This is a genomic window from Nocardioides sp. L-11A, assembly GCA_029961745.1.
Lineage (GTDB): Bacteria > Actinomycetota > Actinomycetes > Propionibacteriales > Nocardioidaceae > Nocardioides.
Genome location: CP124680.1, coordinates 2,778,849 through 2,799,832 on the forward strand (window position 1 = coordinate 2,778,849; position 20,984 = coordinate 2,799,832).

Consider the following 20,984-nt stretch of genomic DNA (forward strand, 5'->3'; position numbering starts at 1 on the left):
TGACCGCCGACCGGCAGGACTCATCCGGCTCCGCCCGGGCGGGTACGTGCCTACACTGGGGTCATGTCCGCTGAGCGCGTCGTCGTCGACCACCGCGTCATGGGTGGGGTGCCGTGCATCCGCGGCACCCGGATCCCGGTGGCTACGGTCGTCGGCCTGCTCGCCGAGGGACAGGGTGAGGCAGACATCCTCCTGGACTACCCGCAGTTGGCTCTCGAAGATGTGCGCGCCGCTCTGGAGTTCGCCGCCGCCGCCGTCTCGGAACGCCAGCTGCCGCTGCGTTCGACAGCGTGAGGTTCCTCGTCGACGAGTGCCTGAGTGCCCGCACGGTCGCGCTGGTGGCAGCAGCGGGACACGACGTCGTCCATGTTCGGGACCGTGACCTCCAGGGACACCTCGATGAGGAGGTCATCGCAAGGGCGCGAGCCGAGGAGCGGATCCTGATCTCCGCGGACACGGACTTCGGCGAGATCCTGGCGCGGTCGGGTGCCGCGCTGCCCAGCTTCATCCTGTTCCGCCAAGGGAACCGCGGCGCGGAGCACCGTGCCGTGACGCTTCTCGCCAACCTGGAGCAGGTGGCGGAGGATCTCCGCCTCGGTGCGGTCGTGGTGCTCGCCGATGATCGTGTCCGGGTGCGGCGGCGGCCGCTGCGCTGAAGGCGCTCCGTGTCAGCGGGGCTGCTCGCCCCGCAGTCGGTCCCAGACCCGATCGGGGATCCGGTCGAGGAGCGCGTCCATCAGGTGCAGCTTCGCGTCCACCTCCGCCGGTGTGTGCGCTCCGGAACGGATGACCAGCAGCGAGTCGCCGGTGATCCGCCACGACAGCGCGGGGTGGTGCCGCATCACATCGCGTACGTCGGAGAGCAGGACGTCGGCGGCGAAGTCGGGCGCCGGGGAGTGGACGGTGTAGGCCGCGTCGAAGACCGGATCGCCGATCTCGATGTCGCGGCCGGTCAGTGAGTCCACCCAGCGACGCAGGGTGCTGGTCGGGCCGACCGCCAGCTCGGGCGCCCGCACGCCGAGGTTGAGCGCGACCACGGAGTAGGTGTGGCGCGAGGAGTCCTCCCCGGAGCCGGTCGTGTACTGGTAGTCGAAGGCGGTGAACGGGCGACCGTCGTACCGCCCGAGGAGGACGTTGCTCGCCTGGCGGGCGTGCCCCCGGCCGAAGGGCGCGCCGGCGAAGCGGTCGACGAGCGCGGGATCGGTGGTGCGGTACTCCCACTCGCGGCCGTGCGCGAACGCGGCCAGACCCGCGCGTCGCTCGGCGGCCCGCTTGGCCGCGGCCGACACGGCGAGCGCCAGCAGTACGACGAGCGCCACCGCGACCAGTGCGAGGACGGAGAACAGGAGGATAGCGAGGGCACCCATGACGCCATGCTGCCCGGCCGGGCCTCGGCTCACTCCTCGGCGATAGCGTGCGTCCATGCCGGATCTCGTCGTCGGGTTCGATCTCGACCTGACCCTCATCGACACGGCGCCGGGCGTCCGCGACGTGCTCGGAGTGCTGGGCGCCGAGCTCGGCGTGGACCTGCCCGTCGACGAGCTGGTCGCCCGGCTGGGGCCGCCGCTCGACATCCTCCTGGCGCCGTACCTGCCGGCCGAGGCGATCCCGGCCGCGGGCGACCGGTTCCGAGAGCTCTACCCGGAGCACGCGATCGCCAACGTGCCGGTGCTGCCGGGGGCACACGAGGCGATCGCCGCCGTACGCCGGCACAGCGGGCGGGTGGTCGTGGTCACCGGCAAGTTCGCGCCGAACGCCCAGCTGCACCTCCAACACACCGGGCTCGACGTCGACCTCCTGGAGGGCTGGGTCTGGGGGGTCGGGAAGGCGGCCGTGCTGCGCCGCGAGGGTGCCTCGGTCTACGTCGGCGACCACGTCCACGACGTCGAGGGCGCGCTCGCCGCGGGCGTCACCAGCGTCTCGGTGCTCACCGGCGGGTGCACGGCCGAGGAGCTCCGTGGGGCCGGCACCCACGTCGTGCTGCCGGGCCTGGACGACTTCCCGGCCTGGTTGGACGGCCACCTCACGGGACTCAGCGGCCCTTGAACTCCGGCGCTCGCTTCTCCAGGAACGCCCGCGGGCCCTCCTTGGCGTCCTCGGAGGAGAACACCGCGGCGCCGACCTTGGCGTCGTCGGCCCAGCACTCCTCCTCGTGCCTGCCCTCGGAGTCGCGCATCGTCTTGAGGATCGCCTGGACGGCGAGCGGGCCGTTGGCCGCGATCAGGTCGGCGAGCTCGTGGGCCTTGGCCAGCGCCTCGCCGTCGGGGACGACGTGCCCGATCAGGCCGAGCTCCTTGGCCTCGGGCGCCTTGAGCGTACGGCCGGTCAGCAGCAGTTCGGCGGCGACCGTGTAGGGGATCTGGCGGGGGAGCCGGACCGCGGAGCCGCCCATCGGGTACAGCGACCAGCGCGCCTCGGCGACGCCGAACTTGGCCGACTCGCCCGCGACCCGGATGTCGGTGCCCTGCAGGATCTCGGTGCCGCCGGCGATCGCGGGGCCCTCGACCGCGGCGATCAGCGGCTTGGTGAGCCGGAAGCCCTTGAGCAGGCCCTTGATGACGGTGGGGTCGTACTCGCCGGACTCGAAGCTCTCCGACGGCGGCTTCTCGTCGGCGGCCTTGAGGTCCATGCCGGCGCAGAAGTAGCCGCCCGCACCGGTGAGGATGCAGACCCGGATCTCCGGGTCCTCGTTGACCCGGTCCCAGGCCGCCTCCATGATCCGGAGCATCGGTCCGGACAGCGCGTTGCGCCGCTCGGGGCGGTTCATCGTGACGACCAGCTTGTGGCCGTCCTGCTCGACGAGGCAGTCGGGGGAGGCGTCGGGGGCGACTTCGGTGGCGGACATGTGAACAACGCTAGCGAAAAAGTGAAACGTGTTCTACTGTCGGCCTCGTGGCCCTGAACATCGCCGACCTCTTCGAACACGCCGTCGACGCCGTCCCGGACAAGCCTGCCGTCCAGGTGGGGGACCGCGTCATCACCTTCGCGGAGCTGGAGGCGGAGTCCAACAAGCTCGCGCACTACCTGCAGGCGCAGGGCATCGGGACCGGCGACCACGTCGGTCTCTACGCCAAGAACAGCATCGAGCACGTGATCGCGCTGATCGCGATCCTCAAGGTGCGGGCCGTCTCCATCAACGTGAACTTCCGCTACGTCGCCGGCGAGCTCGAGTACCTCTTCGACAACGCCGACCTGGTCGGCCTGGTCCACGACCGCGTCTACGCGCCGCTCGTCGCCGAGGTGCTCCCCAAGGTCGGCGCCATGAAGGCGGTCATCGCTGTTCCGAACCCGCTCGAGCCCGACGACGCGAGCGACCTGTCGCCGTTCGGCGGCGTGACGCTCGAGGAGGCCGTGGCCGGCCAGTCCGACGCGCGTGACTTCGGCGAGCGCAGCCCCGACGACATCCACATCATCTACACCGGCGGCACCACCGGCTTCCCCAAGGGCGTCATGTGGCGCCACGAGGACTTCTGGCGGGTGCTCGGCGGCGGCATCGACTTCATGACCTCCGAGCCGCTCGAGGAGTACGACCAGTCCAAGAAGGCGCTCCAGGACAGCCTGGTCACCCTCCCGCTCAGCCCGCTCATGCACGGCGGCGCGCAGGCATCGCTGCTCATGCACCTCTTCGCCGGCCAGGTCACCATCCTGGAGCCGAAGTTCGACCCGGTCCGCACCTGGGAGCTGGTCGACCAGCACGGTGTGCAGATGCTCTTCATGACCGGCGACGCGATGGCGGTGCCGCTCATCGACGCCTACGAGGCGGGCGGCTACGACGGCCAGACGCTCTTCGCGATCGCCTCGAGCGCCGCGATCTTCTCGAAGTCGGTCAAGGAGCGCTGGATGAAGGCGTTCCCCAACGCCGTGTTCACCGACTCGGTCGGCTCCTCCGAGACCGGCTTCCAGGGCACCGGCCTGCAGGACGCCAGCGCCCTCTCCACTGACGGCCCGGTCGTCTCGATCCCGCCCACCACGGTGATCCTCGGCGACGACAACAAGCCGCTCGACCCGGCCACCGACGTCGGCAAGATCGGCCGGACCGCCCGCGCGGGCAACGTCCCGGTCGGCTACTACAAGGACCCCGAGAAGTCGGCCAAGACGTTCATCGAGATCGACGGCGTCCGCTACTCCATCCCCGGCGACAACGCCCGGATCGAGGAGGGCAACCGGATCACGCTGCTCGGCCGCGGCTCCAACTGCGTCAACACCGGCGGCGAGAAGGTCTACCCCGAAGAGGTCGAGCAGGCCATCAAGGCGCACCCCGGCGTGTACGACGTCCTGGTGGTCGGCCTCCCCGACGAGAAGTACGGCCAGACCGTGGCCGCCGTCGTCGAGCTGCGGCCCGGCGCGAGCCTGGAGCTCGAGGAGCTGCGCACCTTCCTGCGCGCGCACCTGTCCGGCTACAAGCTCCCGCGAGCACTGACGATCGTGCCCGAGATCCCGCGCAATGCCACCGGCAAGGCGCAGTACCCCCGGGCCAAGGAGCTCGCGCTCGCGGCCCGCACCGACGACCGCACCGACACCGTGGAGGCGAACGCCTGATGCACACCGCGCTGTGCGATGCCTTCGGCATCGAGTACCCGATCTTCGCGTTCACGCCCTCCGAGCACGTGGCGGCCGCCGTCTCGCGGGCGGGCGGACTGGGCGTGCTGGGCTGCGTCCGGTTCAACGACACCGACGACCTCGACCGGGTGCTCACCTGGATGGACGAGAACACCGACGGCAAGCCGTACGGCGTCGATGTGGTGATGCCGATGAAGATCCCGACCGAGGGCACCTCCGCCGACCTGTCGACGTACATCCCGGAGGACCACCGGACGTTCGTCGACGAGACCCTGCTCAAGCTCGGCGTCCCGCCGCTGCCCGAGGGCGAGGGCCGCGAGGGTGTGCTCGGCTGGCTGCACTCCGTTGCGCGCTCCCACGTCGACGTCGCCCTGCAGCACCGCCCGGTCCTCATCGCCAACGCGCTCGGCTCGCCGCCGGTCGACGTGATCGAGCAGTGCCACGAGGCCGGCCTCAAGGTCGCCGCGCTCGCCGGTGCGCCCAAGCACGCGCTGAGCCACGTCGCCAACGGCGTCGACATCATCATCGCCCAGGGGTACGAGGCCGGCGGCCACACCGGTGAGATCGCCAGCATGGTGCTCACGCCCGACATCGTCGACGCGGTCGGTCCCGACGTCCCGGTCCTCGGCGCGGGTGGCATCGGGTCGGGTCGCCAGATCGCGGCGTCGCTCGCCCTCGGAGCACAGGGCGTGTGGACCGGGTCGATCTGGCTCGGCACCGAGGAGTACCGCAACCTGGCCGGCAACAGGGGCTGGGAGACCGCGTTCCTGCGGGCGACGTCGTCCGACACCGTTCGGACCCGGATCTACACCGGCAAGCCGGCCCGGCTGCTCAAGACGAAGTGGACCGAGGCGTGGTCGGAGGAGGGCGCCCCGGCACCGCTGCCGATGCCGTTGCAGAACCTCCTCGTGGCCGACGCGCACAACCGGATCAACGCCTCCGGCGACCCGGACGTGATCTCGATGCCGATCGGCCAGATCGTCGGGCGGATGAACGAGGTCCGCCCGGTGGCCGAGGTCATCGGCGACCTGGTCGCTGAGTTCGAGGCGACGGTGAAGAAGCTCGACGGGATCACCGGCAGCTGACCCGACGAGTCCCGGGCCGGCGCGGATCTTTTCGGGGTCCGGCACGCACGTGTAGGCGTGACTGATCCGCACCTGCTCCCGTGGAGCTTCGACGACATCGACGCGTTCGGCGTCCGGCCCCACCGGGCTCGGCACCGGCTGCACGAGCAGCCGCTGTTCACCGACGACGCGCTGGCCGACCTGCTCGACCGGCTGCCGCGCTCGGTCGTGCACCCGTACACGATGGGTGACGATCCGCTGCGCCTGGAGGATTGGCGCCGTGGTGGGCCGACCGACCTGCCCGGCAAGGAGCTCCTGGAGATCGTGGCGCGCGGTCACCTGTGGCTGAACCTGGTCGGAATCGACGCCCACGACCGCGACGTCGCCCGGCAGGTCGACGAGCTCTACGGCGAGATCCGCGACCTCGTGCCGGGATTCGCGCCGATGAGGACGTCCGCGACGCTGATCCTCTCCTCGCCGTCGGCGATGGTCTACTACCACGCCGACAACCAGCCGAACCTGCTGTGGCACCTCCGCGGTCGCAAGCGCGCCTACGTCTACCCGCGGGGGCAGCGGTTCGTGAGCGACGTGGACCTGGAGCGGCTGGTCGCGGGCGCGTCCGAGGAGGAGCTGCCCTTCGACCTCGGGTACGACGAACATGCGGCGGTGCTCGACCTGGAGCCAGGTCAGGTGGCCTGGTGGCCGCAGAACAGCCCGCACCGCGTCGAGAACGCCGGCGGGATGAATGTGTCGTTGTCCACCGAGCACTGGACGGCGGCGTCGGCGCGCCGGGAGCACCTGTGGGCGGCCAACTACTACCTGCGCGACCGGTTGGGGTGGGCGCCGCGGTCCACCCGCGAGCGCGGGCTGGCGCCGGCGGCGAAGGTCGCCGCGATGCGGCTCGGCCGCCGGGCCGGTGTCCTGGACCCCGGCCGCCGGCAGGGTCCGCGCCCGAGCTTCTCTGTCGATCCCGACGTCCCCACGGGGGTCGGCCCGCTCCGCGTGGGACGGTCGGGCTGAGCCCTCGTACTCAACCGTGACCGGGGTCGGGTGCGGAGGATCGGTCCATGACCACCTCCGCGCGCCCTGGCGTCCGCCCCCCGCACCTTCTCGCCCTCGTCGCCGCCGGCGCCTCCCTCACGGGCTGCGGGAACGCGGTCACTGCCGAGGTCGTCGGCACGGCCGCGATCACGGTCGCCGCGGACGGTACGCCGATCGCGCTGGTGCGGGTCTGCCGCGGTGAGGTCGACACCGTCCGGATATCCGGCGACCGCGCCGGCCTCGCCGACGACGAGCCCAACCCGACCCTCGGCATCTGGCGCGCGAGGGGTGGCCAGGACGGCCTGGTCGAGCTGGCGCTCCATGCCGCCAACGACGGCTGGTCCGGCCCGGACGACCTGCCCCTGGCCGCCGGCCGCCCCTACATCCTGACCGCCGCCGACGCCGACGAGGATGCCGAGACGACCCAGGTGTCCTTCACGACCGACCAGCTGGAGAGGATGACGCCCGACCAGGTGATCGTCGGCGACGGGAGCATCGAGCCCCGGTCGGGCTTCGGCGCCTGCGATCGCTAGGCGCCTGCGATCGCTGGCGTCCTGGCAGCGCACTACGCTGCCGGGATGACCCGCAACGTGCTGATCGCAGGAGCCGGACCCGGGGTGAGCGGATCGCTCGCCCGCCTCTACGCCGCCGAGGGCGGCAGCGTCGGCCTGCTCGGCGCCGAGGAGGACGTGCTGGGCGCGCTGCGTGCCGATGTCGAGGCCGCGGGCGCCCTGGCCGGCTCGTCGGTCGTCGACCTCACCGATGACGCGGCGACCCGGGCCGCGGTCACCCGGATGGGCGAGCACGTCGGGCATCTCGACGTCGTCCACTTCAACCCGTCGGCCTACCGGGAGAAGGACCCGCTCAGCCTGACTCCGGACGAGCTGCTCGACGACGTCCGGCTGGGCGTCGGCGCGCTGCTCTCCGTGCTCCAGGCCGCGCGCCCCTTCCTCGGGCCCGGCGGCCGGATCACCGTCACCGGCAGCATGGCCGCCGACCGGCCCTGGCACGGCGCCGCCTCGCTCGGCGTCCAGAAGGCGGGCGTCCAGAACCTCGTGCACAGCATCGACGCGACGCTGAAGGACGACGGCATCCGCGCCGTCTCGGTCACCGTCCGCGGCCTGTTGAAGAAGGAGGGGCCGTTCGCTCCCGACAACGTCGCGCGCGCGTTGCGGGCCGCGATCGACCAGGACGAGGCAGACTGGCGCACGGAGATCCCGTACGCGGGCTGAGTCGAGACAGACATGGAGGTCGACATGGGGGTCGACAAGCCGGATCGCGACACGGACCGGCGGACGCGTCCGCCGGCCCGCAGGCTGCTGCTGGCGATGCTGGTCGCCGCTCTGGTTCTTGCCGGGGCCGTGGTGACGGCCGGATCGTCCCAGGCCGACCTCTCGCTCGGCGGCGTGCCGCGGGCGACCTGCGCCGTGGGCGACCCCGTGGAGACGGGTGTCCAGGGCCGGGTTCCGACCGCGGATTACGCGTCGGGGCGGGCGCGGCAGGGCTACCGGTGCAACACCGTGCAGGTCGGCCATCACGGCAAGCGATCGATCCTCGGGTCGGGGGGCTACAAGGTCCAGCGCTACACCGACGTGACCGGGCGGACCTGCGCCTACTACGACTCGGCGCTGATGGCGGGTCTCAACCTGCCTGGGCTGCTGACGGGCGGTGCCGGCCTGGGCGTCGTCGTCCTTGACATGACCGACCCCGCGAACCCGGTGCGGACCGCGAACCTGGTCACGCCGGCCATGCTCCAGCCCCACGAGTCGCTGCTGGTCAACGAGGAGCGGGGCCTGCTCGCCGCGGTGCTGGGCACCCTCGCCACCGCGCCCGGCGTCCTCGACGTCTACGACATCAGCCAGGACTGCCGCAAGCCCCGGCTGAGGTCGACCACCCTGTCCGGCGTGATGGGCCACGAGAGCGGCTTCTCCCCGGACGGCCGGACCTTCTGGACCGCGGGCGCGGCGGGCTTCACGCTGACCGCCGTCGACCTGACCGAGCCGCGCCGGCCGCGGATCCTCCACACCAGGACCGGCGTCGTCTACCACGGCCTGCGCCTCTCCGATGACGGCCGCACGATGTACGTCGCCAATATCGGCAGCCCGAGCGTCCTCACGGGCGGCCTGCTCGACGGGGCCGGTCTCGACATCCTCGATGTCTCCGACATCCAGGACCGACGCCCGAAGCCCGCGATCCGCACGCTCTCCCGGCTGACCTGGGAGGAGCCGTCGATCCCGCAGGTGGCGGAGCCGTTCTCCAGCGGCGGGCGGCAGTACGTCCTCGAGGTGGACGAGTTCAGCGACCTGTTCGGCGACTTCACCCGGATCAACTCGCCGAAGAGCCCGGTCGGTGCGGCGCGGATCATCGACGTCACCGACCCGCGCGCCCCGGTCGTCGTGTCCAACCTGAGGCTCGAGGTCCACGATCCGCTGGTGCGTGGCGAGGTCATGGCCGATCCGGGCGCGCGGATGATCGTCCGCAGCTACACCGGGCACTACTGCTCGGTGCCGACGCGCGACGACCCCAAGATCGCCGGCTGTTCGATGATCGGCTCGGGCCTGCGGCTCTTCGACATCTCCGACGTCACCCGCCCTCGTGAGGTCGGCTACTTCAACCAGCCCGGCCCGAACGGTGGCGCGGCGCTGTCCCAGCCCGCGTGGGACGTCGAGCGGGGCCAGGTCTGGTACACCGACATGGACGAGGGCTTCTACGCCGTCGGCCTGCGGGGCGCCGCGGCGGCGCTGCTGCCCTGATCCGGCTCAGGCGTACGACGTACCGCGCTCCGCGCGGACCCACACCGGGGAGTCCGCGGCCGGGATCACGCCGGCCGCGGTGAGCTCGCGCTTGACCACCTTGTTGGTGGCCGTGCGGGGGAGGGTCTCGACGATCCGCACGAACCGCGGCCAGGCGTGGGTGGAGAGGTCGCCCTGCTCGGCGAGGAACGTCTCGAGGCCCGCCGGCGTCAAGGTCCCACGCAGGATGAGCGCGCACGCCACCTGGTCGCCCGCCCTCGGATCCGGTACGGCGTACACGGCTGCCTCGCCGATCGCCGGGTGGCGCAACAGGATCCGCTCGATCGGCGCGGCCGCGAGGTTCTCCCCGTCGACCCGCAGCCACTCGCCGGAGCGGCCCGCGAAGTACACCCAACCGTCGGCGTCGCGATAGGCGAGGTCGCCGGACCAGTACCTGCCGCCGCGCATCCGCTCCGCCTCGGCGACGGGGTCGTTGTAGTAGCCGGCGAACGCGCCCGCGCCGGTCGTGTTGACCAGCTCGCCGACGGCCGCCTCCGGATTCATCAGCCGTCCGGTCGCGTCGAAGACCGCGTCGGCGGTGATCTCGCCGGTCTCCGGGTCCAGGACGGCGACGCCGGGCAGCGGCATGCCGAGCGCGCCCGCAGGCATCTCGGGCCGGCGCTGGACGATGATCGCGTTCTCGGTCGACGAGTACGAGTCGACGACCTCGCAGCCGAAGCGCGCGGCGAAGGCGGTGATGTCGGCCTCGTTGGCCTCGTTGCCGAAGACCAGGCGCAGCGGGTTGTCCGCATCGTCGGGTTGCGGTGAGGTGGCCAGCACGTAGGTGAGCGGCTTGCCGACGTAGGTCGCGTAGCTGGCCCCGAAGGCGCGGACGTCGGGCAGGAAGCCCCGCGCCGAGAAGGCGGCCACGGCGAACGTCGCGCCGGTCGTGAGTGCCGGTGCCCAGCCGGCCATCACGGCGTTGGAGTGGAACATCGGCATCGAGACGTAGTGGACGTCGTCGCGCGTGAGCGCGAGCCGCCCGACCAGGTGGGTGCCGGGACCGGTGATCTTCTCGTGAGTGACGCGCACGGCCTTGGGTGAGCCGCTGGTGCCGCTGGTGAAGATCAGCATGAACAGCGAGTCCGGTGCGGGTGCGTGGTCCGGGCACCCGGTCGCGCCGGTGGCCTCCAGCGCCGTGAGCGCGAGGTCGGGGGAGTCGACGACGAACTGGCAGTCGGCCTTCGCGACGTCGGCGGCGAGGGCGGCCCCGCGCCGGGTCGCGTTGAGGCCGACCAGCACATGACCGCCGAGCCCCGCGGCCGCCAGGTGCAGTGCGAAGGCGGGCCCGTTGGGCAGCAGGACGCCGACATGCGGCGGCAGTGCCGGATCCAGGCGCTCCTCGAGCGAGGTGGCGAGCCGGGCCGCCGTGGCGACGTACTGGCGCCAGGTCAGCTCGCGGACCGAGCCCGCGTCGCGCCAGCGCAGCGCGGGGCGGTCGTCGTCAGCGCGGGCGAGCAGCAGGTCCCGGACGGTCATGGATCGCGATACGTCCGTCTCTCGTGCCTCGCTCCGGACTACTCGATCACCGCGAAGGTGCGGCCGATCGACAGCGCCTGCTCGGTGGCGCCGCCGAACAGGAACTCGAACCGCTTGCCGCTGGTGAAGTAGCGGTGCGCCTCGCCGTCGAGGTCGATGCCGACGCCGCCGTGGACGTGGACGGTCGTGTGCGCGATCCGGTGCCCGGCGTCGGCGGCCCAGAGCTTGGCGGTGGCGACCTCGGTCGCGGCCGGTAGCCCTTCGTCGAGCCGCCAGATCGCCTGCCACAGGGTGAGCCGCTGGCCGAGGACGTCGATGAACCCGTCGGCGAGGCGCTGCGAGACGGCCTGGAAGGTGCCGATCGGGCGGCCGAACTGCTCGCGGGTCTTGGCGTACTCGGCGGTCAGGCGCAGCGCGCCCTCGGTCACGCCGAGCTGCTCCGCGGCGGCGAGCGCGACCAGGAGCTGGCCGAACCGCTCCGCCGTGTCCGCCTCGCCGACCTGATGGGCGGCCGCGCCGCTGAAGGTGACGAGGGCCGCGGTGTCGCCGTCGCTGGTCTTCTGCGCGACCCGCTCGACCCCGGTCGCACCGGCCTCGATCAGATAGACGCCGACACCGGACGGGCCGGTCGCGGTGACCAGGAACGCGTCGGCGGCCAGGCCGGCCCGGACGAGCGTCTTGGTGCCGGTCAGGGTGCCGGCGCCGTCCGCGGTGACGGTCGGCGCTGCAGGCAGGTGCGCCCGCTCCTCGGCGACTGCTGCAGCGTAGAGGCCGAGCCCGGCCGGTTGGTCGGCGCCGGTCAACAGCGTGGTGCACGCGGTGTGCGTGGCCAGCGGCAGGGGCGCGACGTGCCGGCCGACCTCGACGAGCACGCGGGCCAGCGTGACCAGGTCGAGCTCGGTCCAGTCGAAGGCGTCGCCGAGCGTCGCCCACAGGTCGCGGTCGAACCGGTCGCCGCCGGCCTCGACCTCCTTGAGGCGCGCGTTGGTGGTCTTGTCCTCGAGGATCCGGGCGGCGAGCTCCGCGGCCTCGTCCTGCTCGGGGGTGAAGAGAAAGTCCATCGTGTGCTCCCGTTCTCGGGTCAGGCTCGCTTGGCGGCGGGCAGGCCGAGGCCGACGTACCCGATGATGTCGCGCTGGATCTCGTTGGTGCCGCCACCGAAGGTCATCACCAGCGACGACCGGTGGAACCGCTCCAGGCGCCCGGCCAGCACGGCACCGGGGGAGTCGCCGGTGACACCGGCGTGCGGCCCGACGACCTCCATCAGCGAGCGGTAGACCTCGGTGGCCAGCTCGGAGCCGTAGATCTTGGTCGCCGACGCCTCGGCGGGGGAGAGGTCGACGCCGTGGTCGGCATCGGCGGCCAGCTTCCAGTTGATCAGCGAGAGCGCCTCCACCCGGGCATGCGCACGCCCGAGGGCGATCTGGACCCACTCGGAGTCGATGACCCGGCTGCCGTCGGGGTTGCGGGTCTCGCGCGCCCAGTCCTTGACCAGCGTCAGCGAGTGCACCAGGGGAGCCGCCGAGGTGAGGGCCACCCGCTCGTGGTTGAGCTGGTTGGTCATCAGCGCCCAGCCGCCGCCCCGCTCGCTGACCAGGTTGGAGGCGGGCACGCGGACGTCGGAGTAGTAGGTCGCCGACGTGCCGACGCCGGCCACGGTGTGGACGGGCGTGTACGAGACGCCCGGTGCGTCGGCCGGCACCAGGATCATCGACAGGCCCTTGTGCCGCGGGGCGTCGGGCTCGGTGCGGCACGCCATCCAGAGCCAGTCGGCGTACTGGATGAGTGAGGTCCACATCTTCTGGCCGTTGATCACCCACTCGTCGCCCTCGAGGGTCGCCTTCGTCTGGAGCGAGGCCAGGTCGGTGCCCGAGCCGGGCTCGGAGTAGCCGATGGAGAAGTGCAGCTCGCCGGCGAGGATCTTGGGGAGGAAGTACTCCTTCTGCTCGTCGCTGCCGAAGCGCATGATCGTCGGGCCGACCGTGTTGAGCGTGAGATAGGGGATCGGTACGCCGGCGATGGCGGCCACGTCGGTGAAGATCAGCTGCTCCACCATCGAGCGCGCCTGGCCGCCGTACTCCTTGGGCCAACCGATGCCGAGCCAGCCGTCCCGGCCGACCTGGCGGATGACGTCCTTGTAGACGCCGGCCTCGCCGAACTCGCCGGTGGCCGACGCGAGGCCGGCGCGGATCTCGGGGGTGACGAGCTGGGCGAAGTACTCACGGAGCTCCTCGCGCAGGGCCACCTGCTGCGGCTCCAAGTCGATGTGCATGTTGTCACCCTAACCGCAAAACTGTAACGTGTTCTACATGAGCGACACCCGACTTCTCGACCAGGGCACCGTGCCGATCCGCTTCGCTCGCGGGTGGCACTGTCTCGGACTGGCCTCGGACTTCGCCGACGGCAAGCCGCATGCCGTCGAGGGCTTCGGCACCAAGCTCGTCGCGTGGCAGGGCGGCGACGGCGAGCTCCGGGTGCTCGACGGCTTCTGCCGGCACATGGGGGGCGACCTGACCCAGGGTGAGGTCAAGGGTGACAACATCGCCTGCCCGTTCCACGACTGGCGCTGGGGCGGCGACGGCAAGTGCAAGGAGATCCCGTACGCACGCCGCGTCCCGCTGCGGGCCCGCACCCAGCGCTACGAGACCGTCGTGCGCAACGGCCAGCTGCTCATCTGGCACGACCCGGAGGGCTCCGCGGCGGACCACGACATCCTGCCGCCGGAGCTGCCCGACGTGATGTCGGACAAGTACACGCCCTGGTCGTGGCACACCAAGGAGATCAACGGCTCGCACTGTCGTGAGCTCATCGACAACGTCGCTGACATGGCGCACTTCTACTACGTGCACTTCGCGTTCCCGACCAGCTTCCGCAACGTGTTCGACGGGCACACCGCGACCCAGTTCATGGAGTCGAAGGGCCGTCCCGACACCTCCGGCGGCAGCGGCTACGGCGACGAGAACTCCATGCTCAAGTCGGTCGCGACCTACTACGGACCGGCCTACATGATCAACTGGCTCGAGGTCGACTACAAGGGCTTCGTCACCGAGGTCATCCTGATCAACTGCCACATCCCGACCGGACCCGAGTCGTTCACGCTCCAGTACGGCATCAGCGTGCGCAAGCCCGAGGGCCTCGACGACAAGACCTGCGCCTACATCGCCGAGCGCTACACCGAGTCCTTCGGCGACGGCTTCCTCCAGGACGTCGCGATCTGGGAGAACAAGGTCGCCGTCCAGAACCCGCTGCTGTGCGAGGAGGACGGTCCCGTCTACCAGCTGCGCCGGTGGTACGAGCAGTTCTACGTCGACGTCGCCGACATCAAGCCCGAGATGGTCGACCGGTTCGAGTTCGAGGTCGACACCACCAAGGCCAACGAGTACTGGCACGCCGAGGTCGCCGAGAACCTGGCCAAGCGTGCCGCGGCCGAGGCCGCCGCGCCCGCCGACGCCTGACGGGCCGGCCCTGATGGCATCGTTCGTCCCGACCCGCGAGGAGACCCTCGCCGACCTCCGGCGCTACACCGAGGAGCGGCTGGTCGAGGTGGCCTGTCTCGACTGCCTGGCCCGGGTCCGGGTCAAGAAGAACAGCGACCACCAGACGTCCGTCCAGTGGACCGGACAGTCCCGGTCGGATTGTCAAGAGTTCCAGCGACGAGGCGAGGCGCCCGGAGGGCGGGACGTGCACAAGCCGTGCCCGCGCCTGATGGCTAGCATCGACGAGGCAGTTCGGGCCGGCGATGTCCCGATCGGTGCGTACGACGGGTACTGAGCCCGTTCTTCCAGCAAACAGTCCTGTAGGGAGTCTCGTGGACATCGAGTCCTTCGTCCTTGACGTCGTGGGGGTGGTCGAGGAGACCGCCGACGCGAAGTCGATCAGCTTCGCCGTGCCGGCCGGTGCGGAGGAGCGGTTCGAGTACAAGCCCGGCCAGTTCCTGACCGTGGCGGTGCCGAGCGACCAGACAGGCATCGCGGCGCGCTGCTACTCGCTGTCCAGCAGTCCCCATGACGGCGGGCCGCTCACCGTCACCGTCAAGCGCACGGCCGAGGGGTACGCCTCCAACTGGATCTGCGACCACCTCGCGGTCGGTGACACCCTGCGCGTGCTGCCGCCGTCGGGCATCTTCACGCCATCGTCGCTCGATGCGGACCTGCTGCTGTTCGCCGGCGGTTCCGGCGTCACGCCGATCATGTCGATCACCCGGACGGCGTTGGCCGAGGGCAAGGGACGGATCGTGCTGTTCTACGCCAACCGCGACGAGAGCTCGGTCATCTTCGCCGCGGAGTTGACCCGGCTCGCCGCCGAGCACCCCGACCGGCTCCAGGTGATCCACTGGCTCGAGTCGGTCCAGGGCATCCCGACCGATGCCCAGATGAGGGCCTTCGCCTCGGCGTACGGCGGCTTCGACTCGTTCGTCTGCGGTCCCGCGCCGTTCATGAAGATGGTCACCACGGTCCTCAAGGAGCTCGAGGTCCCGCGCAGCTTGCGCCACCAGGAGAAGTTCGTCTCGCTGGGCGGCAACCCCTTCGGCGACCTCGAGGAGCTCCAGCAGGCGGAGACCGAGATCGCACTCGCCGAGTCCGACGACGACGGGGCAGCCGCCGACGTCTTCTCCGACGCCCCGGCCGGACCGGTGAAGCTCGAGGTGGAGCTGGACGGCGAGGAGTTCACCTTCGACGACTGGGATCCGCGCACCAAGCTGCTCGACTTCCTCGAGAGCAAGGGGGTCAAGGCCCCCTACTCCTGCCGCGAGGGCGAGTGCTCGGCCTGCGCGATCCGCCTCGTCGAGGGGGACGTCAAGATGCTCTACAACGATGTGCTCGACAAGGACGACCTCGAGGACGGCATCCGCCTCGGTTGCCAGTCCGTGCCGCTGACGGACACGGTCAAGGTCAGCTACTCCTAGATCGGCGCGGCCGAGCATCGCGAGAGACGACAACGGCCACCGGCTGCACCCCCCTAGGATGCAGCCGGCGGCCGTTGGTCTCGGTGGCCTCCGGTCGGCCGTCAGGCGGCCGGCGCCGGAGCCGGGTTCTTGGCCAGGCACTTGTCGAGGCGCTCCTGGGCGTGCGCGACGCGCTGCACCTGGAACTTCTTGGCCTTCTTCACCTTGGTCTTCTTCTCCTTGGCCGTGGCGACCGCAGCGCGGGCGGAGCGCTTCTCCTGGGCCGTCTCGGACGCCTTCACCTCGGCCTTGGCCTCGGCGATCGCCTCCTTCTTGGTGGCGAGCTTCGCAGTGAGGGACTCGAGCTTGGCCTGGGCCTTGTCGAGCTGGCCTTGCTCCTTGGCGCACGGGGTGTCCGTCGGCGGCGCGGCCGTGGCGCCGGCGAGCGGCGCGACGGTGAGGCCGAGGGCGAGGACGGCCGCTGCGGCAGCGGTGCGGACGGTGGTGCTGGCCAGGGTCATGGGTGACGCTCCTTCGTGGGTCGAATCGTTCGTCACCCGGTACATGTCGCCAGGGGCACGTCCCGTTACATCCGGCGCCACCGGGATCGGGCCGGCTCACGTCAGGTGCGCGGCGAGCCGGGTCGCCGTCAGGTGCGCGATCGACTCGATCGAGATCATCGGGTTGACGCCCGAGGCGGTCGGGAAGCACGACCCGTCGGCGACGTACAGTCCCTCGATCTCCCAGGCCCGCCCGTCGGGGTCGAGCGCCGAGGAATCGGCGGAGCCGCCCATGCGGGCGGTGCCCATGAGGTGGAGGGCAGCGAGCGCGAGCGAGGCAGGAGCGGCCCCCGCGGAGCGCAGGTCCCGCTCGAAGCCCGCCAGCGAGCCGCGTCCGCCGGGCTCGTAGCTGAGCGGGCGATGGTGGGTGGAGGCGATCCAGCGGGCCCCGGCGGCCTCCGCGATCCGGGCACCGCCCACCAGGCCCTGGACGAGATGGTCGGTGTCGCGCGGGGAGAGCCGGTAGCGGACGACGGGCTCACCGCGCCGGTCGGTCCGCACCGTGCCGCCGGGGTCGCGGTCGCGCACGATCACGGCCACGCCGAGGGTATGGCGGAGCTCGGTCATCCGGCGCCGGAAGTCGTCGGAGCCGCGCCAGTTGACGAAGCCGGTGCCGAAGGCGGGCGTGAGCGGCGCGGTCTCGAAGAGGACGCCGTAGCCGTTGCCGTCGAGGTCGGTCAGCGCGTCGACATACCTGCTCTGCATGGCGCCGACCCAGCCGTCGACCGGCTCGTCCATCCGGCCCCACACGGCCGTCGCGGGGTGCAGGCGGAGATGACGGCCGATGTGGGGGTTGGTGAGGCCGCTGCGCTGCAGCAGGGCGGGTGTCTGGATCGCACCGGCCGCGACGACGACCGCGCGCGACCGGACCCGGACCCGATGTCCCTGGGCGGTGACGCCCTCGACGCCCGTGGCCCGGCCGAAGCTGGTGAGGACCGTGCGCACGCTCACCCCGGTGCAGATCCGCGCGCCGGCGTCGGCGGCGTCCGCGAGCCAGGTCTTCGCCGTCGACTGCTTCGCGCCGAGGCGGCAGCCCATCCCGCACCGGCCGCACTCGACGTCCTGGTCGCAGCCGACCACGTTGCGGGGCATCGCGGCGACGTCCCAGCCCAGGGCCCGGGCGCCGCGTTCGAGGATCGCGTCGCGCGGCGCCGCCCGGTCGTGCTCGGTGTTGACGCCGAGCCGGGCGCACACGGCGTCCATCGAGGCGGTGTACTCCTCGGTCGCGAACTGCGGCACGCCGTGGCCCGCCCACTCCTCGCGCACCCGGTCGGGGGTGCGGAAGGAGGTCGTGTAGTTGACGACGGTGCCGCCGCCGAGACCGCGCCCGGCGAGCAGGGCCAGCTGACCCTCGGCCGTCGACTGCGGGCTGAGCGCGTAGAGCTCCAGGAAGCCGGTCTCCTCGCCGCCGTCGAAGTGGCGCTCGTCGTGCATCTCGCCGGCCTCGAGGACCACCACGTCGAGCCCGACCGCGGCGAGCACCCCGGCCGCCGTCCCGCCTCCGGCGCCGGACCCGACGACGACCACGTCACAGCTCATCGCGGTGTCGCGGGTGATCGGCGTCGGCCGGATGACCGGTGCGGGCGGGTCGGGGCGGAGGCCGAGCGGGCCGGAGTAGCCGAGGTCGTCCCACAGCGCCGGACCGCCGGTCATGTAGTAGGGGAGGAGCGACGCCGTCTTGAGCCCCTGGAAGAGCACCCGCTTGGCGCCGACCCGGCTGTCGGAGAGGGACAGCAGCACTCGCTCGCGGGCGGCGCGGTCGAGCTCGGAGAACCGCCGCGGCCGCCCGGTGAGGGCCAGGCCGAGAGCCCGGGTGTCCCACGCGTCGAGGAGGGCCCGCAGCTGCCGCAGCTCGCTCGCGCGGGGATTCGCCTCCGCGATCCGCAGGGCCAGCTCGTGGGCGCCGGTCTCGGTCGGCGACGGCACTCCGCTCCCGCCGGCCGCGAACGTGTCGGCGATGAGTCCCATCGCCCGGACCTGCCTCGCGCTGAACCCCATGCCGGGACTGTAGGGCGTGTCGGCGGCGCGTGGGAGGGTCTGCGCATGAACGCTGCCGCCCCGGGGCCGGACGGCCGGCCCCGCTGCCGATGGTCCCTGTCGCCCGACGAGCTGCCCTACCACGACACCGAGTGGGGCTTCCCCGTCGCCGACGACCAACGGCTGTTCGAGAAGCTCTGCCTCGAGGGCTTCCAGGCGGGGCTGAGCTGGCGCACCATCCTGGTCAAGCGCCCCGCCTTCCGCGCCGCCTTCGCCGACTTCGACTTCCGGGTGGTGGCGGGCTACGACGAGCGCGACGTCGAGCGTCTTCTCGCCGACGCCGGCATCGTGCGCCACCGCGGGAAGATCGAGGCGACCGTCAACAATGCCGCCCGTGCGATCGAGACCGTCGCCGAGCACGGCTCGCTCGCCGCGTACCTCTGGCGCTTCGAGCCCGCCGCTGCCGAGCTTGCCGAGCCGCAGACGCTCACCACCTCTCCGGCCGCCATCGCCCTGTCCAAGGACCTCAAGAAGCGTGGCTGGACGTTCGTCGGACCGACCACCATGTTCGCGTTCATGCAGGCGATGGGCCTGGTCAACGACCACGTGGCCGGCTGCGTGATCCGCGACGAGGTCGCCACCGCGCGCGGGCGGTTCACGCCTCCCGCATGATCCGCTCGCCCAGCACCGCCACCGTGTCCGGCACGAACGGCAGCGTCGCCACCAGTTCCCGCAGCCGCTCCACGCCGACCCACGCACCCCAGGCGACCTCCTCGGGCTGCCACGTGATCGGGCCGTCGTAGACGCAGGTGTAGGCGAACGCACGGTACGTCGTGTGCTCGTCGGCGTAGTCGTGCTCGCCGAGCGGCTCCAGGTCGACCCCGGTGACGCCGAGTTCCTCGGCCACCTCACGGACCGCGGCGTCGTACGGGTCCTCCCCGGCCTGGAGCACGCCGCCCGCGGCGAAGTCGTAGCGCCCGGGGAACACGTCCTTGATGTCGGTGCGCCGATGGACGTAGACCTCGCCGGCGCTGTTGCGCACCACGATCAGGGTCGCCGCGTGGCGGAGGTTCCGCGCCCGCATCTCCGAGCGGGGCACCGCCTGGCCCGTCGGGCGGCCGTCGGCGCCGTACAGGGCGACCTGCTCCTCCACCGAGCCGGTCACCAGCCCCGTTCTCTCCACGTGGCCAGGTGTGGGCGCTCGACGCCGAGGCGGGAGTCGTTGCCGTGGCCGGGGTAGAACCAGGTGTCATCCGGCAACGCGCCGAACAGCTTGGTCTCGACGTCGTCGACGAGTGTCGCGAAGGCGGCGGCGTCGCCGAACGTGTTGCCGACACCGCCGGGGAAGAGCGAGTCGCCGGTGAACAGGTGCGGATGGCCGTTCGGGTCGCGGTAGAGCAGGCAGATCGAGCCGGGGGTGTGGCCGGTGATCCGGATGACCTCCAGCTCGCACGAGCCGACGGCGACGGTGTCGCCGTCGGCGACCCGGCGGTCGACGGCCACGCCGGTCTGCTCGGTGATGGCGTCCGCGTCGGGCTCGCCGGCCACGACCGCGGCGCCGGTGGCGCGGACGACGTCCGCGAGCGCTCGGTGGTGGTCCCAGTGCTGGTGGGTGGTGACCACGGCGGTCAGGCCGGCGTCGCCGATGAGGGGCAGCAGCGTCTCGGGCGCGGCGGCGGCGTCGATCAGCACCTGCTCTCCCGTGTCGCCGCAGCGCAGCAGGTAGCAGTTGTTCGACATCTTCTCGTCGACGGCCACCTTGGTGATCGTCAGCCCGGCCAGCTCGCGCACGTCGGCGGCACCGCCGACCGTGACCTCTCCGGTGTAGCTCATCGTCCCTCCAGGCTCGGCAGCGTTCCGGTCGTGCTCGACAGTACTGCCGCGGGCGCACGGCCGGTCGCCCACCAGGCGAGGGCGTCGAGGGGGCCGCTGACCGTCGGCGCGTTCGCGGCGGGGGAGCCGAAGGCCCACCGGGCCGGTTCGTCGGTGGCCACCACGTGGAAGCCGGGGCCGTCGTACCGCGCGGCGTCGTGGCCGAGGAACGCGATCGCGGTGGTGGGCGGCCAGTCGGCGGCGGAGTAGCCGGCGTCGAGGTCGGCGTGGTGGATCTCGACCTCCCGCAGCCGCAGCCCGGGTACGCCGTCCGCGGGCATCTGCTGGCCGCCCGGCGTGCGCTCGAACAGGGTGCCCGGGGCCAGGCCGTCCGCGACACCGACGACCTCGGCCAGGGCCGCGCTGCCGGCGACGAGCCGGTCGAGCACCGCGGCCGGGGCCTCGGCGGCCAGCACGTCGATGTCGCCGTCGCGCGCGTCGTCGGAGGCGTACATGGTCACCGGCCGTCCGTCCCGGATGCCGCGCAGCACCCCCGCGAGCGCGTCCGCGTTGAGCGCGAGGTGGGCGAGCACATGGGCCCGGCTCCAGCCGGTGCACAGGGAGGGGGCGGCCCAGTCGTCGGCGGTCAGCGCGCGGGCCGTGGAGAGAAGCCGCTCGGTCGCGGCGGTGAGGGAGGTCACGCGCCCATCATGCCCGCCCGGCCGTCGCGGACAGGAGGGCTGTCGGCGGTGGGTGAGAGGCTGTTCCGTGCGCGCGGCGGCTTGCCTGACCGGCGTACGATGGCGAACACTTG

At 71.8% G+C, this 20,984-nt stretch carries 23 protein-coding genes; 13 read left to right on the forward strand and 10 right to left on the reverse strand.

Annotation, left to right across the window (positions count from 1 at the left end; genetic code table 11):
- Positions 1-63 precede the first annotated feature (63 nt).
- On the forward strand, positions 64-294 hold the full coding sequence (locus QJ852_13200) for a DUF433 domain-containing protein (protein WGX99367.1): 231 nt from the start codon (positions 64-66) through the stop codon (positions 292-294).
- The gene (locus tag QJ852_13205; GenBank protein WGX99368.1) at positions 291-656 is read left to right on the forward strand and encodes a DUF5615 family PIN-like protein; all 366 of its coding nucleotides are present in this window, start codon (positions 291-293) and stop codon (positions 654-656) included. The genes QJ852_13200 and QJ852_13205 overlap by 4 nt, the downstream gene beginning before the upstream one ends.
- 12 nt (positions 657-668) lie before the next feature.
- On the opposite strand, the gene QJ852_13210 is transcribed toward QJ852_13205, so the two are convergent.
- The gene (locus QJ852_13210; protein WGX99369.1) at positions 669-1,367 is read right to left on the reverse strand and encodes a hypothetical protein; all 699 of its coding nucleotides are present in this window, start codon (positions 1,365-1,367) and stop codon (positions 669-671) included.
- Between the two features lie 55 nt (positions 1,368-1,422).
- Between QJ852_13210 and QJ852_13215 the strand changes: the two genes are divergently transcribed.
- Entirely contained in the window at positions 1,423-2,046 is a 624-nt protein-coding gene (locus tag QJ852_13215) for a haloacid dehalogenase-like hydrolase (GenBank protein ID WGX99370.1), read from the forward strand.
- On the opposite strand, the gene QJ852_13220 is transcribed toward QJ852_13215, so the two are convergent.
- On the reverse strand, positions 2,033-2,845 hold the full coding sequence (locus QJ852_13220; protein ID WGX99371.1) for a crotonase/enoyl-CoA hydratase family protein: 813 nt from the start codon (positions 2,843-2,845) through the stop codon (positions 2,033-2,035). The genes QJ852_13215 and QJ852_13220 overlap by 14 nt on opposite strands.
- A gap of 47 nt (positions 2,846-2,892) precedes the next feature.
- On the opposite strand from QJ852_13220, the gene QJ852_13225 reads away from it, so the two are divergent.
- The 6 genes from QJ852_13225 to QJ852_13250 are packed head-to-tail and all read left to right on the forward strand — an operon-like array spanning position 2,893 to position 9,418.
- Entirely contained in the window at positions 2,893-4,539 is a 1,647-nt protein-coding gene (locus QJ852_13225) for an acyl-CoA synthetase (protein ID WGX99372.1), read from the forward strand.
- Entirely contained in the window at positions 4,539-5,645 is a 1,107-nt protein-coding gene (locus QJ852_13230) for a nitronate monooxygenase family protein (protein WGX99373.1), read from the forward strand. Before QJ852_13225 ends, QJ852_13230 begins: the two co-directional genes overlap by 1 nt.
- Positions 5,646-5,702: 57 nt before the next feature.
- Entirely contained in the window at positions 5,703-6,644 is a 942-nt protein-coding gene (locus tag QJ852_13235; protein WGX99374.1) for a hypothetical protein, read from the forward strand.
- 47 nt (positions 6,645-6,691) lie between these two features.
- The gene (locus QJ852_13240) at positions 6,692-7,198 is read left to right on the forward strand and encodes a hypothetical protein (protein ID WGX99375.1); all 507 of its coding nucleotides are present in this window, start codon (positions 6,692-6,694) and stop codon (positions 7,196-7,198) included.
- Positions 7,199-7,243: 45 nt separating this feature from the next.
- Positions 7,244-7,897: an SDR family oxidoreductase gene (locus QJ852_13245; GenBank protein WGX99376.1), complete on the forward strand. Its 654-nt coding sequence runs from the start codon at positions 7,244-7,246 to the stop codon at positions 7,895-7,897.
- 12 nt (positions 7,898-7,909) lie between these two features.
- The gene (locus QJ852_13250) at positions 7,910-9,418 is read left to right on the forward strand and encodes a hypothetical protein (protein WGX99377.1); all 1,509 of its coding nucleotides are present in this window, start codon (positions 7,910-7,912) and stop codon (positions 9,416-9,418) included.
- 6 nt (positions 9,419-9,424) lie between these two features.
- Here the strand turns inward: QJ852_13250 and QJ852_13255 are convergent, their stop codons facing one another.
- The 3 genes from QJ852_13255 to QJ852_13265 are packed head-to-tail and all read right to left on the reverse strand — an operon-like array spanning position 9,425 to position 13,208.
- Positions 9,425-10,936, reverse strand: coding sequence for an AMP-binding protein (locus QJ852_13255; GenBank protein ID WGX99378.1), 1,512 nt, complete (start codon positions 10,934-10,936; stop codon positions 9,425-9,427).
- A gap of 38 nt (positions 10,937-10,974) precedes the next feature.
- On the reverse strand, positions 10,975-11,997 hold the full coding sequence (locus QJ852_13260) for an acyl-CoA dehydrogenase family protein (protein ID WGX99379.1): 1,023 nt from the start codon (positions 11,995-11,997) through the stop codon (positions 10,975-10,977).
- 20 nt (positions 11,998-12,017) lie between these two features.
- Positions 12,018-13,208 (reverse strand): acyl-CoA dehydrogenase family protein, encoded by a 1,191-nt coding sequence (locus QJ852_13265; GenBank protein WGX99380.1) that lies wholly within the window; start codon positions 13,206-13,208, stop codon positions 12,018-12,020.
- Positions 13,209-13,245: 37 nt separating this feature from the next.
- Between QJ852_13265 and QJ852_13270 the strand changes: the two genes are divergently transcribed.
- The 3 genes from QJ852_13270 to QJ852_13280 are packed head-to-tail and all read left to right on the forward strand — an operon-like array spanning position 13,246 to position 15,842.
- Positions 13,246-14,391: a Rieske 2Fe-2S domain-containing protein gene (locus QJ852_13270; GenBank protein WGX99381.1), complete on the forward strand. Its 1,146-nt coding sequence runs from the start codon at positions 13,246-13,248 to the stop codon at positions 14,389-14,391.
- A 13-nt stretch (positions 14,392-14,404) separates the two neighbouring features.
- Complete coding sequence (locus QJ852_13275) at positions 14,405-14,707, forward strand: hypothetical protein (protein ID WGX99382.1); 303 nt, start codon at positions 14,405-14,407, stop codon at positions 14,705-14,707.
- A 37-nt stretch (positions 14,708-14,744) separates the two neighbouring features.
- Entirely contained in the window at positions 14,745-15,842 is a 1,098-nt protein-coding gene (locus QJ852_13280) for a ferredoxin--NADP reductase (protein WGX99383.1), read from the forward strand.
- A gap of 101 nt (positions 15,843-15,943) precedes the next feature.
- On the opposite strand, the gene QJ852_13285 is transcribed toward QJ852_13280, so the two are convergent.
- Positions 15,944-16,342: a hypothetical protein gene (locus tag QJ852_13285; protein ID WGX99384.1), complete on the reverse strand. Its 399-nt coding sequence runs from the start codon at positions 16,340-16,342 to the stop codon at positions 15,944-15,946.
- A 96-nt stretch (positions 16,343-16,438) separates the two neighbouring features.
- The gene (locus tag QJ852_13290) at positions 16,439-18,379 is read right to left on the reverse strand and encodes a GMC family oxidoreductase N-terminal domain-containing protein (GenBank protein WGX99385.1); all 1,941 of its coding nucleotides are present in this window, start codon (positions 18,377-18,379) and stop codon (positions 16,439-16,441) included.
- Between the two features lie 45 nt (positions 18,380-18,424).
- On the opposite strand from QJ852_13290, the gene QJ852_13295 reads away from it, so the two are divergent.
- The gene (locus QJ852_13295; protein WGX99386.1) at positions 18,425-19,030 is read left to right on the forward strand and encodes a DNA-3-methyladenine glycosylase I; all 606 of its coding nucleotides are present in this window, start codon (positions 18,425-18,427) and stop codon (positions 19,028-19,030) included.
- On the opposite strand, the gene QJ852_13300 is transcribed toward QJ852_13295, so the two are convergent.
- The 3 genes from QJ852_13300 to QJ852_13310 are packed head-to-tail and all read right to left on the reverse strand — an operon-like array spanning position 19,014 to position 20,871.
- Complete coding sequence (locus QJ852_13300) at positions 19,014-19,523, reverse strand: NUDIX domain-containing protein (GenBank protein WGX99387.1); 510 nt, start codon at positions 19,521-19,523, stop codon at positions 19,014-19,016. The genes QJ852_13295 and QJ852_13300 overlap by 17 nt on opposite strands.
- A complete protein-coding gene (locus tag QJ852_13305; GenBank protein WGX99388.1) occupies positions 19,520-20,191 on the reverse strand; it encodes an MBL fold metallo-hydrolase in 672 nt (223 codons plus the stop codon). The genes QJ852_13300 and QJ852_13305 overlap by 4 nt, the downstream gene beginning before the upstream one ends.
- Positions 20,188-20,871 (reverse strand): maleylpyruvate isomerase family mycothiol-dependent enzyme, encoded by a 684-nt coding sequence (locus tag QJ852_13310; protein ID WGX99389.1) that lies wholly within the window; start codon positions 20,869-20,871, stop codon positions 20,188-20,190. The genes QJ852_13305 and QJ852_13310 overlap by 4 nt, the downstream gene beginning before the upstream one ends.
- Between the last annotated feature and the right edge of the window lie 113 nt (positions 20,872-20,984).